This window comes from Streptomyces sp. NPDC089799 (assembly GCF_040684755.1).
In the GTDB taxonomy this organism is placed as follows: Bacteria; Actinomycetota; Actinomycetes; order Streptomycetales; family Streptomycetaceae; genus Streptomyces.
This window is the reverse complement of the sequence record NZ_JBFBGR010000040.1, coordinates 34,212-49,918: the sequence shown is the minus strand read 5'-3', so window position 1 is coordinate 49,918 and position 15,707 is coordinate 34,212. Positions and strand designations below refer to the sequence as shown.

Genomic DNA, 15,707 nt, shown 5'->3' with positions numbered 1-15,707 from the left:
GTGATGCGCCGGGTGGGCGACGGTGGACGGCATGAACTGGACGCTCGAAGTCATTCCGGTCCCCGTGTCCGATCCGGACCGGGCGAAGACCTTCTACGCCGACCGGGTCGGTTTCACCGTCGACCTCGACGACGAGGTCGCCCCCGGTGTCCGCATCATCCAGCTGACCCCTCCGGGCTCGCGCTGCTCCATCGCCCTGCTCCAGGGAATGCCTCCCATGCCGGGCACGCGGGACATGGATCCGGGCACGCTGCACGGTCTCCAGCTGTGCGTGACCGACATCGAGGCGGCCCGTGAGGAGCTGGCCGGGCGCGGGGTGGACGTTTCCCCCGTCCGGCACGTCGGGGAGAAGGGATGGGAGGACGGGAAGGGCGGCACCTGGAACTCGTTCCTCACGTTCGAGGACCCCGACGGCAACGGCTGGGTCGTTCAGGAGGCCCCCTCGGAGCTGTCGGAACGCTGACGCGACGGCTGCGACGCAGGCGGAAGCGAAGGCTTGCCGAAGGGAAGGCTGAAGCGAAGGCAGCAGGCGGCACGGCGCGCAGACGGACAGCGGGGACGGGCAGGAAGAAGGAGGGAACGGGCTCATGAGGATCGGCATCATCGGCGCGGGCAACATCGGCGGCAACCTGACCAGGCGGTTGTGCGCGCTGGGTCACGAGGTGGTCGTGGCCAACTCCCGCGGCCCCGAGACACTGAAGGCACTCACCGAGGAGACCGGCGCCACCGCCGTGCCCGCCGCCGAGGCGGCGCGGGGCGCGGTGGTGATCGTGGTGACCGTGCCGCTGCGGGCCGTTCCCGACCTGCCGGACGGGTTGTTCGAGGGGGCGGCGGACGGTTTCGCCGTGATCGACACCTGCAACTACTACCCCCGACAGCGGGACGGACGGATCCCGGGCATCGAGGACGAGGGGCTCACCGAGAGCCGCTGGACGGAGCGGCAGGTCGGCCATCCGGTGATCAAGGCGTTCAACGGCACCTACGCCCAGGACCTGCTGGACCGGCCGCTCCCCTCGGGTGATCCGAACCGCATGGCCCTGCCGGTGGCGGGCGACGACGCGGTGGCGAAGGAGAAGGTGCGGGCGCTGATCGACGAACTCGGCTTCGACACCGTCGACTCGGGCGGCCTGGACGACTCCTGGCGGCAGCAGCCCGGCACTCCGGCCTACGGTCTGCGCGCGGGCATCGGCGAGCTCACCCGCGCCCTGGCCGCGGCCTCACCCGAGCGGCAGGAGGCCTTCCGCGGCTGAGTGCAGCGCCCGACTGGGCGAGTTGGGGTGGGCAGTCGCGCCGATTTGACCGAAACCGGTCGGAAGACGGCCGGAGTTGACCGTCAGGCTCGCGGATTCCCGCAGAACAGGGCGTAACGTCGGATTGCCCCTTACTCACCCGTCCGGAGCAGGAGTTACCACGTGTCCACGCCCACCGCCGACAGCCACTACGCCGACGAACTCGGCCGCGCCAACCCTGACGAGGCGGCGCGACTGGACGCACTGGCCGCCGCCCTGGATCCCGGCACGCTCCGCCGGCTGGAGGCGTCCGGCCTGGCCCGGGACGCGCGGGTGCTGGAGATCGGTGCCGGCAAGGGCACCGTCGCCGCCCGGCTCGCCGCGCTCTGTCCCGACGGCCTGATCACCGCCACCGACCTCGACACCAGCCATCTGCCGACGGATCTTCCGGCTCAGGTCCGTGCGCTCCGCCACGACGTGGCCGAGGACCCCTTCCCCGAGGGTTCCTTCGACCTGGTCCATGCCCGGTGCGTGCTGATGCACCTCCCCGGGCGGGAGCGCGTCGTGGAGCGCATCCGCGACTGGCTGGCTCCTGGTGGAACGGTTCTGCTGGAGGAGATCGCCCACTTCCCGTTGACCCACATGCCCGAGGGCGATCCGGTCCGCCGGTCGGTCAAGGCGTCGAGCGAGCTCCTCGGCGACTCGTACGGCATGGAGGCGGACTGGGGACTGCGGGTGCCCCAGGTGCTGCACCGACTCGGCTACACGGACATCTCCGTCGAGGTCACGATCCCGCCGGTGCACCCGGGCTCGCCCATGGCCACCTGGTGGTCCCTGACGCTGGCGGCGCTCGGTCCGCGCCTGCTGGAGACCGGCGCCCTCACCCGGACGGAGGTCGACACGGCACTGTCCGCCATGGACGAGCCCGGGTACCTGTCGTTCCCGCTCGCCGTGACGGCCGTACGGGCCAGGTCGCCCCGGTCCTGACGGAACTCCCCCGGCACGCGGGGGCTCCCGGTTCGGTTCCTTCCGATTCGGTTCGGTTCGGTCCGATCCGGTCCGGTCCGGTCAGCCGTGCCGGGGGCCCCGCCACCGGGTCCCGCCGCCGTGCCCGTCGTCCCCGCGCTCCGGGCGGTCGAGGCGGCTCGCCTCGTCCGTGTCCGCGGCCCGGGTGAGCTTGTCCGCTCCGTCCGCCCCGCGCGCACTGTCCGCCGCCTCCTGCGCCTTCCGGGACTTGTCCGTGCCGGGTCCGGTCGCGTGCGGCCTGCGCCGCTCCTCGTCGCTCCCGCCGTGGTGCAGCGGCACGCCGCCGGCACCGCCCTGGTCCTCCATGGCAACCTCCGGTTGCTCGTGTGTCCGTCTGCTGCGCCCGTTGCCGGGGGTCCGCTCAGTCCTCGGCCGGCCCTGAGGGACCGACCTGCCACTCCTCGACGGCCCAGTCCTCGATCACGTGCACGGCCGCTTCCTCCGCCGATGCCGCGCCCCCGTCGATGCCGGTGTCGTGGGCCAGTACGGAGATGTGCCGGGACGGGTCCGACTCGTCGGCCGCCGTCAGCCGGCCCGCCCGGAGCCGGCCCGCGGTCGGGGTGTCGCCGAAGGGGTCGCGCGTGACGTCCTCGTCGGAGACCTCGTCCCCGTCCCGGCGGCCACCCGACTCGCGGTCCGAGTCCGAGAGGTCCGCCGCTTCGAGGTCGGTGTCCGCCGGTGACTCGGGTGCCTGTGTGTTCCCGCTCCCGGTCGGGTTCCGCGGGTCGCCTTCGGGCTCCTCCTGGGCGAGCCGCTGTTCGAGGGTTTCGCCCGCCCGCTGTTCCGCGGCCGTGGTGCCGTAGCGGGCCACCGCCAGCGGCCGGTCGGGTGGCGAATAGCCGGTGTCCATGGTCTCGTCGAGACCCGGCTCACCGAGGGCGTTCTCCATGTCCGGCTGCGACTCGGCCCGTTCGGCCTCCGCCTGCGGCTGGTAGACGTCGTCGCCCTGAGCCGCTTCGACCTCGTTCATCGGGCCGCCTCCTTTCGGGGTCCCGCTCGCGGGGAGCGGGGGTTCACGCCTGCTCCGGGCGGATCGGAACGGCGTGGCTGCTGTCTTCCGGGTCGTGCCGGGCAGTGGTGCCGGGCTGTGGTGCCGGGCCCTGGAGCCGTCGCCACCTCTTACTGATCAGCGTGACCCGCTACGCCCGGTACCGCACCCCCTGTGGACGGATCCGGACGGGACACGCCTGCGGGGAGTGCCGTGGACACCCCCGGATGCCCTGGGTCGTGCCCTTCGGATCAGGCCGGGCCGGCCCTCATCCGAAACGCACCACCCATATGACTTAGAGGCCCCGCTGACCGCCTCCCGGCTCGGCCCACCAGCGGTGGATGCCGACCCGGACGCGCTCCGGCAGCAGGCCGACGGCCATGGCCTTGGCCCGCGCGCCGCGCGGTCCCGCCACGGCCCGCGGCCGGTCGGCGAGCAGTGCGGCCCGGGCCTGGCGGGCCACGACGGCCGGATCGGTCTTCCGGGACCGCCCGAGGCGGGTGTCCAGCAGGCCGGCCCGTACGAAGAAGCGGGAGTCCGTGAGGCCCGGCAGCAGCGTGGTGACGGTGACCCCGGTGCCCTCGAGCTCACGGCCCAGGCCGAGCGCGAACGACTTCAGGAACGCCTGGGAGGCGTTGTGCACGGCGTGGAAGGGGCCGGGCAGGTCGGCGACGGCGGAGCTGGTGATCAGCATCCGGCCCTCGCCGCGTTCGACCATTCCGGGCAGCAGCAGGCGGGCCAGGTACACGGTCGAGGAGAGGTTGAGGTCGATGACCCTGGCGTGGTCGGCCGGCTCGGACTCCAGGAAGGCTCCCGCGTGGCCGATCCCGGCATTGAGCACGGCCACCGCGACCGGCGCGTCGCGGACCAGCACGGTCTCGTACACGGCGTCGTACACCGCCTCCACCCCGGCCTGCGTGGCCAGGTCGGCCTGGACGGCGAGGACGTGCGGATGCCCTGGGGAGGGCGGGCGGGACGGGGCGTGGAGGTGGGAACGGGGATGCGCGCGGGAGTGGGTGCGGGCCGGGGAGGGGGCACTGTGCCGGCGGATGCGGTCGGCCGCCTCGTGCAGGGTGTCGTCCTCGGCCGCCAGGACGAGGTCGTGGCCGTGGTCTGCGAGTTCCCCGGCCAGTGCCAGGCCGATGCCGCTCGAGGCTCCGGTGACGAGGGCCAGCGGGCGGCCGGCGCCCGTTCGGTGCGGATTTCCCATGACTTCGTTCCTCGCTGCCGCGGCGGCCGGCGGCGGGCGCGGATGCCCCGGCCGTTTCCACAGCGCCACGCTATGGAGCGGGTGGCACTGTGGCGCGCGGGGGTGGGCCGTCCGGGCGCAACGCTGCGGGCGCGGGTGCGGGCAGCACGGAAGCGGGCGCCGGTGCGGGCACCGGGTCGTGATGCGCCCGGTCCGGGGCGGCCGGGGGTGGCCGGGCGGGGGCGGTGTCCGTCCCACCCGGCCACCCGGGCGGATCAGCCCTTGCCGAGCAGGGTGTTCATCCGGGTGATCTCGGCACTCTGCGAGGTGATGATCGCGTCGGCCATCTTCTTGGCTTCGGGGAAGGCCCCGTCGGCCTTCTCGGTCCTGGCCATCGCCACCGCGCCCTCGTGGTGCTTGATCATCAGCTCCATGAAGGCGGTGTCGAACGCCTTGCCACCGGCGTCCTTCAGCTTGGTCATCTCCTCGGCGGTCATCATTCCGCCCGTGCCGGCGGCGCCGGACCCACCGTGGCCGGAGTGGTCCGCGGCGCCCTCGGCGGGCACCTGCTCGCCCCAGGCGGTCAGCCAGCCGGTCAGGGTCTTGATCTCCGGGTCCTGCGCCTTCCTGATCTCCTCGGCGAGCTTCTTCACCTCGGCCGAATCCGCGCGGGACGGTGCGAGGGCGGCCATCTCCACGGCCTGCCGGTGGTGGGGGATCATCCCCTGGGCGAAGGCCACGTCGGCGGCGTTCGGCCGGCCCTGTTCGGCCGGAGCCGATGCCCGGGCGGACGGGGAGGCGGGGGCCGACGCGGAGGGCGACTTCGCGGCGTGGCCGCCGTGTCCGGACCCGCCGCCGTCCTCCGACCCGCAGGCGGCGAGGACGAGTGCGGCCCCGCCGGCGGCGAGGACGGCGGCGGTACGGCGTACGAGGGAACGCTTGTTGCTCATCACGGTGCTACTCCTTGGTGCGCGGGCCCGGAAGGGCACGCGCGGATACGAACGAGGACGTGCCGGGGCGCGGCAGCCCGTCGCGCCGGCCGGAGCCGGGGCGGGGTGCCGTGCGGGTGGTCCTATATCCGCAGGAGCTGCAATTCGGAGAGGTCGGGCGGGGCGCGCCCGCTCGCGCGGGTTGCCGCCCCACCCGAGAGGAACGGGGCGGGGGCGGGCTCGGTGGCGAGCCCGGGGGCCGGGGCCGGGGGTGCGTACGCGGTGACGACCCCTGCGGCCGTGCACATCGCGTCCGCGTGACCGTTGGCGTGGCCCGTGCCGCCGGCCGTGTGGGAGCAGTCCCCGGCCGACGGGTGGCTCGCGGCAGCGGCTCCGTGCCCGGCGGTTCCGTGTCCGCCGTCGGCCCGGCCGTCCGCCGTCCGACTGTCCGCAGCCATCGGGCCGGCATTCATCCGGTCGGCGGTCATCCGGCCGGCCGTCATCCGGTCGCCGGTCCTTCGGTCGGCAGCCCCGTGGCTGCCCGCGCCGTGGTCGGCGACTGCTGCCGCCGTCTTCAGGGAGCCGGTGAAGGCCGCCCCCGGGGCAAGACCGTGCATGCCCAGGACCCCTGCCAGCACCACGAGCACGAGCAGCGCGAAGCCGTACCCGGCTTTGCGGCGGCTCGGAGGCGGCACGGCGGAGATCATGCGCACATCGTACGGTCCCCCGCCCGGGGGACAGGCCGCCGGTCCCGGCAGTCAGGACCACAGCAAATTCCCTGTGTGGCGCAGGGAAATCCGGGTACGCTCCTGCATGACACAGCAACTGCACCGCGCAGCGATCGATCCTCATCGGAGGCACCCGTGAAGCCCATCGGCTACTGGCTCAACCGCACCGACAAGGCCCTCACCGACCACATGGACCGCATGCTGGGCGGGTTCGGCCTCACCCGTCTCGCCTGGCAGGCACTCAACGTCATCCGGCAGACCGACGGGGCCACGGACGCCGACGTCCTGTCGACCCTGTCCGCGCATGCCGACGGCGCCACCCTGCGGGCCGCCGTCGACTCCCTCCTCACCGATGCCTGGGTGAGCCGCCCCGGACCGGACCTGCTCGACCTCACCCCCGAGGGGTTCCATCGCCTGGCGGACGTGGAGGAGCGCGTCGACGCCTTCCGTGGACTGGCCACCGCCGGCATCACCGATGAGGAGTACCGCACGGCGGTCCTCGTCCTGGAGCGGATGGCCCGCAACCTCGAATCACCCGACGCGCACCCCGCCGGAGCACGCCGTGCCTGAGCCCAGCCTGCCGGATTCGGGCGCGGGGATCCGGCCCACCGCCGTTTTCGCGCCCCCGGCCGGGGAAGGCGCGGGGGGAACGCGCGGCCGCCGTGGGCGGTCTCCCGGCGGCTGCGCGCCGCGCACGCTTTCCGATGGGAGCTGGTGACATGCAGTCCGACTCCGGCCGTTCCCGGTCCTCTCCGGACCCGGAACGCCTGCTCCGTATCTACCTCAACGACCACTACGCCGGCTCGGCCGGCGGCGTCGCTCTCGTCCGGCGCATGGCACGGGTGCACCGCGGCGGCCCGGCCGGACCACGCTTGCGGCAACTGGCGGACGAGATCGCCGAGGACCGCCGGAGCCTCGGGGAGCTCATGCGGGCCCTGGACGTATCCGTCAGGCGGACGCGAACACTGCCCGTCCGGTTCGCCGAGAAGATCGGCCGGGCCAAGTTCAACGGTCGGCTGGTCTCCCGCTCACCGCTCAGCGACGTGCTCGAACTGGAGGCGCTCCGGCTGGGAGTGGAGGGCAAGCTGGCTCTCTGGCGCTCCCTCCGCAACCTCGCCCGTACCGACGGCCGGCTGGACCCGGGGACGCTCGACCGGCTGGCGGCCCGCGCCGAACGCCAGATCGAACTGGTGGAGGGGCTGCGGCTGGCAGCGGTGGACCGGACGTTCACACCCGGCTCCCGGCCGCCCCTGCACCAGTCGGTGATCGGCCGTCGCCCACGGCTCCACCATCCGTTCCACGGGGCCGGGTGGGCGTCATGAGGGTCGTGGTGACCGGTGCGACCGGCAACGCGGGGACGAGCGTGGTCCGGGCCCTGGCCGCGGACCCGATGGTGACGGACGTGCTCGGCGCCGCGCGGCGCCGGCCGGACCTGGAGATCCGGGGGGTGCGCTGGGCGACGGCGGACATCGACCCCGGCGGGGCCGATCTGGATGCGCTGTTCGCGGGTGCGGACGCCGTGGTGCACCTGGCCTGGAAGTTCCAGCCCACCCATGACCCGGTGGAGACCTGGCGGACCAATGTTCTGGGCGGGATCCGGGTCTTCGACGCCTGTGCCCGCGCCGGGGTCCGCGCCCTGGTGTACGCCTCGTCGGTGGGCGCGTACTCGCCGGCCCCGGCGGACGGCCGTCCCGTCGACGAGTCCTGGCCCACCCACGGCTGGCCGGGCGCCGCGTACACCCGGGAGAAGGCGTATCTGGAGCGGTACCTCGACGGCTACCAGCTGGCCCACCCCGACATGCGGGTGGTGCGGATGCGGCCGGGCTTCCTGTTCAAGACGGCATCGGCGTCCGAGCAGCGGCGGATCTTCGCAGGCCCGCTGCTCCCCTGGCGGCTCGTCCGGCCCGGCCTGATCCCTGCGCTGCCGGCCATAGCGGGGCTCCGGTTCCAGGCACTGCACACCGACGACGCGGCCCAGGCGTACCGGGCGGCTGTGGTGCGGCCCGTCCGGGGGCCGTTCAACCTGGTCGCCGACCCGGTGCTGGACACGGCGGCGGTGGCCGCGCTGCTGCACGCGCGGACGGTGCCGCTGCCGGCCGCGGCGGCCCGGGCCGCTCTGGCCGCCGCCTGGCGGATGCATCTGGCCCCCGCCGCGCCCGGGTTGCTGGACGCCGTCCTGCGGCTTCCGCTCCTCGACGCGGGCCGGGCCCGTGAGGAACTCGGCTGGGTGCCCACGCGCACGGCCACGGAGGCGGTCGGGGACTTCCTCGAAGGCCTCCGCAACGGCGCGGGCCTCGACACCCCGCCCCTCGTCGGAGCCACGGCCGGCGGCGCCGACCGGTAGCGACCCTCAGGGCCGGCCGGCGGCAACCCGCAGGAGGGAGAGCCCAGTAGGGGAAACCCAGTCGGGCCTGATCTCCGACCCGGCGCGGCGGAACGCGGGCCCGTGTGACGGGCCCGCGTTCCGGCACGGCGCATTGCGCCGCTACTTGCGGCCTCGCAGGGAGTCGTCGATTCCGCGGGCCCGGTCCTCGGCCTTGCCCATGGTTTCCTTCGCCTTGCCCTTGGCCTGGTCCATCTTGCCCTCGGCCTTCATCCGGTCGTCTCCGGTGACCTTGCCGACGGCCTCCTTGCCCTTGCCCTTGAGCTGTTCCGCCTTGCCCTTGGCCTTGTCAGCCATGGCGGGGCTCCCTTCTCGGACCATCTCGTCCACGCAGCTGTGCTCCGCTGACGCGCCTGCCCCGGCAGTCCACTCGTACACCCGAAAGGGGAACGGAGTTCACAGGCGCGCTGCGCGGGCCGGCGTCGGGGGTCACGGTCGGCGGCACCGGCCGTGCCGTCACGGGGTCGCCCCGCCGTGCGGGTTCAGGTGGTAGACGGCGTAGGCGCGGTCGATGACCGGCATGGCCACGTTGCGCACCCGGACACCGCCCGCGGTCATCCCGTGCTCGGTGCCCAGGTGGGCGTGTCCGTGCACGGCCAGGTCGGCGCCCGCCTCGTCGATGGCCTCGGCCAGCAGGTAACTGCCCAGGAAGGGATGGATCTCCGGGGGCTCGCCGGCCAGGGTGTCCGGCACCGGCGAGTAGTGCGTCAGCGCGATGCGCAGGTCGGTCCCGGCCTCCGCCAGGTCGGTCAGGGCCCGGCGGAGGGTGTCGGCGGACCTGCGGGTGTGGAGGATGAACGCCTTCATCTCGGGTTCGCCGAACTCGCTGGCGCAGCGTCCTGCGTAGCCGCCGCAGAAGCCCTTGGCCCCGGCCACGCCCACCGTGGCTCCGTCGACGCGGAAGACGGCCGCCTCGCCTTCGAGGACGGTCACCCCGGCGTCGGCGAGGATGCCGGTGACGGCGCGCGGCTGGTCGCTCTGGTGGTCGTGGTTGCCGAGGACGGCCACGACCGGGACCGGAAGTCCGGTGACCTCGCCGGCGACGACGGCAGCCTCGGCGGGGGTTCCGTGGCGGGTGAGGTCCCCGGCGAGGAGCAGCAGGTCGGCGTGTTCGCCGAGGGTCTCGAAGGCGGGACGGAGGGTTCCCTCGCTGCCGGGTGCGAGGTGGATGTCCCCGACGGCTGCGACGCGGATCACGGCAGGTCCTCCCCGTGGTCGGGCGGCCGGGCGCTGACGACGGTCAGGTCGTGGCGCCAGGGCAGCGGGGGAAGGACCTCCCCGGCGATGCGCAGGACGGTCTCGCGGCACCGCAGGGTGGAGACGGGCCCCCAGACCAGGACGGTGTCACCGCGGACCTCGACGCGGACGCCGAGTTCGGCGATGTCGTCGTGCGCGAGCCGTTCGCGCAGGTGCTGGGCCTGGTATTCAGGCGTCGTCGCGCTGTGGTGCGGGGTCACGGCGGGCCTCCTCGCGGGGCTCGATCACCTGCATGCGCTCCAGCAGGTAGAGGAAGGAGTCGGGCAGGGGGCGGTTGCGGTACCGCCGGTCGAGGTGTGCCCAGTCGATGCGCTCGCGGAGCATCCGCGCCATGGGCAGGAGGTCGGCGAAGTCGCAGTAGTGCTCGCACAGGGCGTTCAGTCGGCTGTCCATGAGGTCGGTCGGGGCGAGCACCGGCATGCGTACGGAGTCCACGGCGCGGAGTTCGGCGCGTTGCAGGAGGTCCTCGTCGACGGGCCGGCCGGCGGTGTCGAGGATGAGGTCGATCTCCTCTTCCCCGTCGCGCGCCTTGAGCAGCCAGTCCTCGGGGGCGTCGACGGGGGTGATCCCGCCGGCGGCCAGCGCCTTCACCGCGGCGTCGGCGTCCTGCCGCATCAGGCAGAAGTCGGTGTCGTGGCGGAACCGGGCGGGCACCCCGTGGGCGAACGCGGCGACGCTTCCGGCGAGCGCGAAGGGTACGCCGGATTCCTTGAGGAGCGACGCGACGCGCTTCGTGGTCTCCAGGATGGCCTGGGTGTGGTCCCGGGGAAGCGTGTCGGGGTCGGTGGGGTCGGTCACGGCGTTCACCGCCTCGGGCGGGCACGGGATGTCCACTGGGTCCGGCACCTGCCCTGGCCTGGAGGCCCGAAACACCCGGGTTCCGGGAGACGGTCCCCGGAGCCGGGTGGCGGGCGGCACGGCGGGTCGGCGGAGCGGTCGCGCCGGGTGGGCGGCGGTACCGCCGCTCCCGCTGCCGGTCGGTCAGGACTTGCCGCGTCCGGTGACGAAGTCACGGGCCCGGTCCACCAGCCCCAGTCCCGGGGCGAGCAGCTTGTTCGCCGGAGGGGTGGAGGGTGCGCCCGGGTGGGGGCGGGTCGGGGCGAGCTTCTTCGCCGTGCGGATGCGGTCGCCGAGGTCGTCGAGGGTTGCCTGCGGGCAGGTGTGCCGCAGCGAGGGGAAGAGGTTCTCCTCCTCGTCCTTGATGTGGGCCAGGACCTCCGTGCGCAGGCCTTCGACGCAGCGGGAGAACTCCTGCCCCGCCACATCCAGGTCCTCCAGCCTCTTCATCATCTCCTCGGCGGCGGCGTGGTCGGCGATCTCCTTGTCGGCGATCGTGTCCCCGCCGTCGAGGTGTTCGCGGACCGCGGGGTAGAGGTACTGCTCCTCGGCCACCGAGTGGCGGACCAGTTCGATCGTCAGCTTGTCGGCGGCTGCGCGTCGTTCGTCCGGCGTGGTGGCGGCGCGCAGCTCCTCGAAGAAGTCCTTGACCTCGTCGTGGTCGGCGGTCAGTTCCCGGATGACGTCTCCACCGTGTCCCATGGCGGTTCTCCGATTCTCGTGGGCGCTCCGGCGGGGCCGTCCCGCCGGGCCGTACGTGGCGCGCCTGCCCAGCTCCCCCGCCGCCATGCCCCGCCGGTCCCCTGCCCGGGCCCCCGGGGCGTGCGCAGGCCCGCGGCGGGTAGGCGCAGGGCGAGGAGATCGCGATGAGTGTGCTGACGATGGGGGTCGAAGAGGAGTTCCTGCTGGTGGACCGGGGCAGCAGGCGTCCCGCGGAGCGGGCCGCGGCGGTGATCGCCTCGGCCGCGCGGGAGCTGGGTGAGCAGGTGCAGACGGAGTTCTTTGCTTCCCAGGTGGAGGTCTGCACGGTGCCGGTGGCCACCACCGCGGAGCTGCGCACCGAACTGGCCCGGCTGCGGCGGGTGGCGGTGGCGGCGGCCGGGGAGTCCGGGTGCGGGCTGGTGGCGACGGGCACGCCGGTGGTGCCGCCGGAACGGCCGCTGTCCGTCACGGACTCGGACCGCTACCGGCGGATGGCGCGGAAATTCGCCGCCGTCGTGGGCGACTACGACGGGCTGGTCTGCGGCTGCCACGTGCACATCGGTGCCATGGGGCGGGCGGAGGCCCTGGCCCTGGCGAGTCACATGCGTCCCTGGTTGCCGGTGCTGCAGTCGCTGACCGGCAATTCCCCGTTCTGCCTCGGGCGGGACACCGGTTTCGACAGCTGGCGGTTCAAGACGTTCTCCCGCTGGCCGACCGTCGGCCCGGCCCCGGTGCTGCAGGAGGCCCAGTACGAGGCGTACGTGGGCGCCCTCGTCAAGTACCGGATCGTGATGGACCGCCGGATGGTCTACTGGTACGCCCGCCCGAACGAGCACGTCCCCACGCTGGAGATCCGGGTGGCGGACAGCAATGCCGACGTGGACACGGTGGTCCTCGTCGCGGCCCTGGTGCGCGGGCTGGCGGAGAGCCTGCGGGCACAGGTGGCGGAGGGCGATCCGCCGCCGGAGGTGCCCGAACGGTGGCTCCTGAAGGCCCACGAGCTGGCGGCGGTGCACGGGCTGGACGGTCGGGGGCTCGATCCCGTCAGCGGCGAGGAGGTGCCCGCCGGGACCCTGGTGGACCGGCTGGTGGCCCGTGCGGCACCGGGGCTGGAGGCGGCCGGGGACCTCGCCCTGGTGGAGGACCTGGTCCGGCGGCTGCGGTGCGAGGGCAGCGGGGCGGCGCGGCAGCGGGCCGTACTGGAGCGGCGGGGCCGGCTCGCCGATGTGGTCGACGAGCTGGCCCGGGCCACGGCGTCCGCCTAGCACGCGGGGCGGCTCCGTGCCAGTCGGGGTGCCTCTGACCTGCGCGGTTCACTGGTTTTCCACAGGCGCGAGGCCTTCCCTCCGGGCTCGTGCGACAGTGGAATCCACGGTGGATTCCGGGGGCTGCTGATGGACGAGACGGAACGCACACTGGAGCAGTTGCTCGCAGGGCTCACCGCCGTGCGGGACGGCAACCTCGACACACGTCTGCCCGAGGACGCCGGCGGACTGCCCGGCAAGATCGCGGTGGTCTACAACGGGATGGTGGCCCAGCTGTCGCTGGTCACCACGGAGGTGACCCGGGTCGCCGAGGAGGTCGGCGGGCAGGGGCGGCTGGGCGGACAGGCCCGGGTGCCGGCCCTCGGCGGCGTCTGGCGGGAGCTGACCGACGGTGTCAACAGCATGGCCGACAACCTGACCTCCCAGGTCCGCAACATCTCCCAGGTCGCCACGGCGGTGGCCCGCGGTGACCTCACCCAGAAGATCAGGGTGGACGCCCGGGGCGAGATCCTCGAACTGAAGGAGACCATCAACACGATGGTCGACCGGCTGTCCTCCTTCGCGGAGGAGGTCACCCGGGTGGCCCGCGAGGTCGGCACGGAGGGCAACCTGGGCGGCCAGGCCACGGTGCACGGGGTTTCCGGCACCTGGAAGGACCTCACCGACAACGTCAACTCGATGGCGACGAACCTGACCAATCAGGTCCGGAACATCGCGCAGGTCACCACCGCCGTGGCCGGGGGCGACCTCACCCGCAAGATCGACGTCGATGCCCGGGGCGAGATCCTGGAGCTCAAGACGACCATCAACACCATGGTCGACCAGCTGAGCTCGTTCGCCGCCGAGGTCACCCGGGTGGCCCGCGAGGTCGGCAGCGAGGGCCGGCTCGGCGGGCAGGCCGAGGTGGCGGACGTCGCCGGCACCTGGAAGCGGCTCACCGAGAACGTGAACGAGCTCGCGGGCAACCTCACCCGCCAGGTGCGGGCGATCGCCGAGGTCACCAGCGCGGTGGCCCGCGGCGACCTGACGCGCACGGTCACCGTGGACGCCCCCGGGGAGGTCGGCGAGCTCAAGGACAACATCAACTCGATGGTCGGGTCGCTGCGCGCCACGACCCGGGCCAATGAGGAACAGGACTGGCTCAAGAGCAACCTCGCCAGGATCTCGGCCGGGATCCAGGGGCCGCGGAACCTGCCCATGGTCGCCGAGCTCATCATGCGCGAGGTCTCGCCCCTGGTCCGGGCCCAGTACGGCAGCTTCTTCCTCGTCGAGGACGGCCCCGAGGGCGCCGAGCTCGTCGCGATCGCCTCCTACGGGCTCCCCGACGACCCGTCGGCCGGTCCCCGCCGGTTCCGCTTCGGCCAGTCCCTCGTCGGCCAGGCCGCCGCGGACCACGGCGTGCTGGTCGTGGACGAGCTGCCGCCCGGGTACGCGCGGATCCTCTCCGGCACGGGGGCGGCGGACCCGTCCACGCTGATCGTGCTGCCCATGGTCGTCGAGGGGCAGGTGCTCGGCGCGCTGGAGTTCGCCTCCGTCCATCCGTTCGCGCCGGTGCACCGGGACTTCCTCGAACAGTTCACCGAATTCCTGGGGGCCAGCGTCAGTTCGCTGATCGCCAATGCCCGTACGGACGAGCTGCTGGAGCGCTCGCAGCAGCTGACCGCGGAGCTCAGCGCCCGGGGCCAGGAACTGCAGTCCCGGCAGCAGGAGCTCCAGCGCAGCAACGCCGAGCTCCAGGAGAAGGCGTCCCTGCTCGCGGACCGCAACCGGGACATCGAGCGGAAGAACCGTCAGATCGAGCAGGCCCGGCAGGAACTGGAGGAGCGGGCCCGGCAGTTGGCCCGGGCCTCCCTCTACAAGTCCGAGTTCCTGGCCAACATGAGCCACGAGCTGCGGACGCCGCTCAACAGCCTGCTCATCCTGGCCCGGCTCCTCGCCCGGAACCCGGAGGGGAACCTCACGGACAAGCAGGCCGAATACGCGGCCGTCATCCACTCCGCGGGCTCCGATCTGCTCCAGCTGATCAACGACATCCTCGACCTGTCGAAGGTCGAGGCCGGACGGATGGAGGTGCACCCGGAGCCGGTCCCCCTCCAGCACGTGCTGGACTACGTGGACGTCACCTTCCGGCCCGTGGCGGACGAGCGGAACCTGGAGTTCACGGTGAGCGCGGCCCCCTCGGCCGGCGAGGGGCTGGTCACCGACGAGGCCCGGCTGCGCCAGGTGCTGCGCAACCTGGTCTCCAACGCCCTGAAGTTCACCAAGGCGGGCAGTGTCTCCCTGCGGGTCGAGAACGCCTCCGGCGAGGAGCTGCCGGCTTCTCTGCGCGAGGCGGGCCCGGTTCTGGTCTTCCGGGTCACCGACACCGGTATCGGGATCCCCTCCGAGCAGCTGGAGTCCGTCTTCGACGCCTTCCAGCAGGGCGAGAGCGGTGCCGACCGCGCGTACGGCGGTACCGGACTCGGTCTGTCCATCAGCCGTGAGGTCGCCCGTCTGCTCGGCGGGACCATCACCCTCGAAAGCACCACCGGCCAGGGAAGCCGCTTCACCCTCTACCTGCCGGAACACGACGGCAGGCCGGAGGTGCGGTCCCGGGCCGCGGCCTTCGACGAGCAGGACCGTCCGGCCGCCACCGAACCATCCCCCGCCGGGCCGGCGGGCGGCGACGGGTCCGACGAGGACCTGCAGGACCGGACGGTACTGGTGATCGACGACGACGTCCGCAACGTCTACGCGCTGACCGAGGTGCTCAAGTCGGCCGGCATGCAGGTGCTGACCGCGGACAACGGCGAGGCCGGGATCAGGCTGATGGCCGCGCACCCGGAGGGCGACCTGGTGGTGATGGACCTGATGATGGCGGGCCTCGACGGCTACGCGACCACCAGGGCGATCCGCGCCATGCCCCGGCAGCAGGACGTGCCGGTGGTGGTCGTGACCGCCAAGGCGCTGCCCGGCGACCGGACCGAGGCCCTTGCCGCCGGCGCTTCCGACTACGTGACCAAACCGGTCGATCCGGACCGGTTGCTCACGGCCCTCCGCACATGGCTCGGCCCCCGCTGAGCCGGCGCCACCGCCCGTGGCCCCGCCGGTCCCGGCGCCCGGCCCCGGGGGTACGGCGGCGCGCGGTGGTGGTGTGCCGCGGCGGTGCCGCCCGGCCGCACCGGCCCTGGAGTT

Annotated in this window: 18 protein-coding genes; 8 read left to right on the top strand and 10 right to left on the bottom strand. The window is 73.2% G+C overall.

Going from position 1 to position 15,707, the window contains the following annotated elements:
• The first annotated feature begins 31 nt into the window (after nucleotides 1-31).
• The 3 genes from AB0O36_RS31530 (at nucleotide 32) to AB0O36_RS31520 (ending at nucleotide 2,216) form a co-directional block, all read left to right on the top strand.
• The gene (locus AB0O36_RS31530; RefSeq protein WP_365116073.1) at nucleotides 32-463 is read left to right on the top strand and encodes a VOC family protein; all 432 of its coding nucleotides are present in this window, start codon (nucleotides 32-34) and stop codon (nucleotides 461-463) included.
• Nucleotides 464-587: 124 nt separating this feature from the next.
• Nucleotides 588-1,250, top strand: coding sequence for an NAD(P)-binding domain-containing protein (locus tag AB0O36_RS31525; RefSeq protein ID WP_365116071.1), 663 nt, complete (start codon nucleotides 588-590; stop codon nucleotides 1,248-1,250).
• 162 nt (nucleotides 1,251-1,412) lie between these two features.
• A complete protein-coding gene (locus AB0O36_RS31520; RefSeq protein WP_365116069.1) occupies nucleotides 1,413-2,216 on the top strand; it encodes a methyltransferase in 804 nt (267 codons plus the stop codon).
• Nucleotides 2,217-2,297: 81 nt separating this feature from the next.
• Here the strand turns inward: AB0O36_RS31520 and AB0O36_RS31515 are convergent, their stop codons facing one another.
• From AB0O36_RS31515 to AB0O36_RS31495, 5 genes are all read right to left on the bottom strand, one after another.
• Nucleotides 2,298-2,561 carry a hypothetical protein gene (locus AB0O36_RS31515; protein ID WP_365116068.1) on the bottom strand — a complete coding sequence of 88 codons (264 nt, stop codon included), beginning with the start codon at nucleotides 2,559-2,561 and terminating at the stop codon, nucleotides 2,298-2,300.
• Between the two features lie 55 nt (nucleotides 2,562-2,616).
• Complete coding sequence (locus tag AB0O36_RS31510) at nucleotides 2,617-3,225, bottom strand: DUF5709 domain-containing protein (RefSeq protein WP_365116066.1); 609 nt, start codon at nucleotides 3,223-3,225, stop codon at nucleotides 2,617-2,619.
• A 313-nt stretch (nucleotides 3,226-3,538) separates the two neighbouring features.
• Complete coding sequence (locus AB0O36_RS31505) at nucleotides 3,539-4,453, bottom strand: SDR family NAD(P)-dependent oxidoreductase (RefSeq protein ID WP_365116065.1); 915 nt, start codon at nucleotides 4,451-4,453, stop codon at nucleotides 3,539-3,541.
• Nucleotides 4,454-4,707: 254 nt separating this feature from the next.
• The gene (locus tag AB0O36_RS31500; RefSeq protein WP_365116064.1) at nucleotides 4,708-5,382 is read right to left on the bottom strand and encodes a DUF305 domain-containing protein; all 675 of its coding nucleotides are present in this window, start codon (nucleotides 5,380-5,382) and stop codon (nucleotides 4,708-4,710) included.
• Nucleotides 5,383-5,504: 122 nt separating this feature from the next.
• Nucleotides 5,505-6,068 carry a DUF6153 family protein gene (locus AB0O36_RS31495; RefSeq protein WP_365116063.1) on the bottom strand — a complete coding sequence of 188 codons (564 nt, stop codon included), beginning with the start codon at nucleotides 6,066-6,068 and terminating at the stop codon, nucleotides 5,505-5,507.
• Nucleotides 6,069-6,224: 156 nt separating this feature from the next.
• On the opposite strand from AB0O36_RS31495, the gene AB0O36_RS31490 reads away from it, so the two are divergent.
• From AB0O36_RS31490 to AB0O36_RS31480, 3 genes are all read left to right on the top strand, one after another.
• Nucleotides 6,225-6,659 carry a MarR family transcriptional regulator gene (locus AB0O36_RS31490; RefSeq protein ID WP_365116062.1) on the top strand — a complete coding sequence of 145 codons (435 nt, stop codon included), beginning with the start codon at nucleotides 6,225-6,227 and terminating at the stop codon, nucleotides 6,657-6,659.
• A gap of 149 nt (nucleotides 6,660-6,808) precedes the next feature.
• Entirely contained in the window at nucleotides 6,809-7,411 is a 603-nt protein-coding gene (locus AB0O36_RS31485) for a hypothetical protein (protein WP_365116060.1), read from the top strand.
• A complete protein-coding gene (locus AB0O36_RS31480; RefSeq protein WP_365116058.1) occupies nucleotides 7,408-8,433 on the top strand; it encodes an NAD-dependent epimerase/dehydratase family protein in 1,026 nt (341 codons plus the stop codon). The genes AB0O36_RS31485 and AB0O36_RS31480 overlap by 4 nt, the downstream gene beginning before the upstream one ends.
• A gap of 141 nt (nucleotides 8,434-8,574) precedes the next feature.
• On the opposite strand, the gene AB0O36_RS31475 is transcribed toward AB0O36_RS31480, so the two are convergent.
• From AB0O36_RS31475 to AB0O36_RS31455, 5 genes are all read right to left on the bottom strand, one after another.
• Entirely contained in the window at nucleotides 8,575-8,769 is a 195-nt protein-coding gene (locus AB0O36_RS31475; RefSeq protein WP_365116056.1) for a CsbD family protein, read from the bottom strand.
• Between the two features lie 159 nt (nucleotides 8,770-8,928).
• On the bottom strand, nucleotides 8,929-9,669 hold the full coding sequence (locus AB0O36_RS31470; protein WP_365116054.1) for a metallophosphoesterase: 741 nt from the start codon (nucleotides 9,667-9,669) through the stop codon (nucleotides 8,929-8,931).
• Nucleotides 9,666-9,929: a BON domain-containing protein gene (locus AB0O36_RS31465; RefSeq protein ID WP_365116053.1), complete on the bottom strand. Its 264-nt coding sequence runs from the start codon at nucleotides 9,927-9,929 to the stop codon at nucleotides 9,666-9,668. The genes AB0O36_RS31470 and AB0O36_RS31465 overlap by 4 nt, the downstream gene beginning before the upstream one ends.
• Nucleotides 9,898-10,563, bottom strand: coding sequence for a hypothetical protein (locus tag AB0O36_RS31460; RefSeq protein ID WP_365116052.1), 666 nt, complete (start codon nucleotides 10,561-10,563; stop codon nucleotides 9,898-9,900). Before AB0O36_RS31460 ends, AB0O36_RS31465 begins: the two co-directional genes overlap by 32 nt.
• Before the next feature lie 147 nt (nucleotides 10,564-10,710).
• Entirely contained in the window at nucleotides 10,711-11,268 is a 558-nt protein-coding gene (locus AB0O36_RS31455) for a hemerythrin domain-containing protein (RefSeq protein ID WP_365116050.1), read from the bottom strand.
• 164 nt (nucleotides 11,269-11,432) lie between these two features.
• Between AB0O36_RS31455 and AB0O36_RS31450 the strand changes: the two genes are divergently transcribed.
• Both AB0O36_RS31450 and AB0O36_RS31445 read left to right on the top strand, forming a co-directional pair.
• Nucleotides 11,433-12,533 carry a glutamate--cysteine ligase gene (locus AB0O36_RS31450; protein WP_365116048.1) on the top strand — a complete coding sequence of 367 codons (1,101 nt, stop codon included), beginning with the start codon at nucleotides 11,433-11,435 and terminating at the stop codon, nucleotides 12,531-12,533.
• A 129-nt stretch (nucleotides 12,534-12,662) separates the two neighbouring features.
• Complete coding sequence (locus AB0O36_RS31445) at nucleotides 12,663-15,593, top strand: HAMP domain-containing protein (protein ID WP_365116046.1); 2,931 nt, start codon at nucleotides 12,663-12,665, stop codon at nucleotides 15,591-15,593.
• Nucleotides 15,594-15,707: the final 114 nt, after the last annotated feature.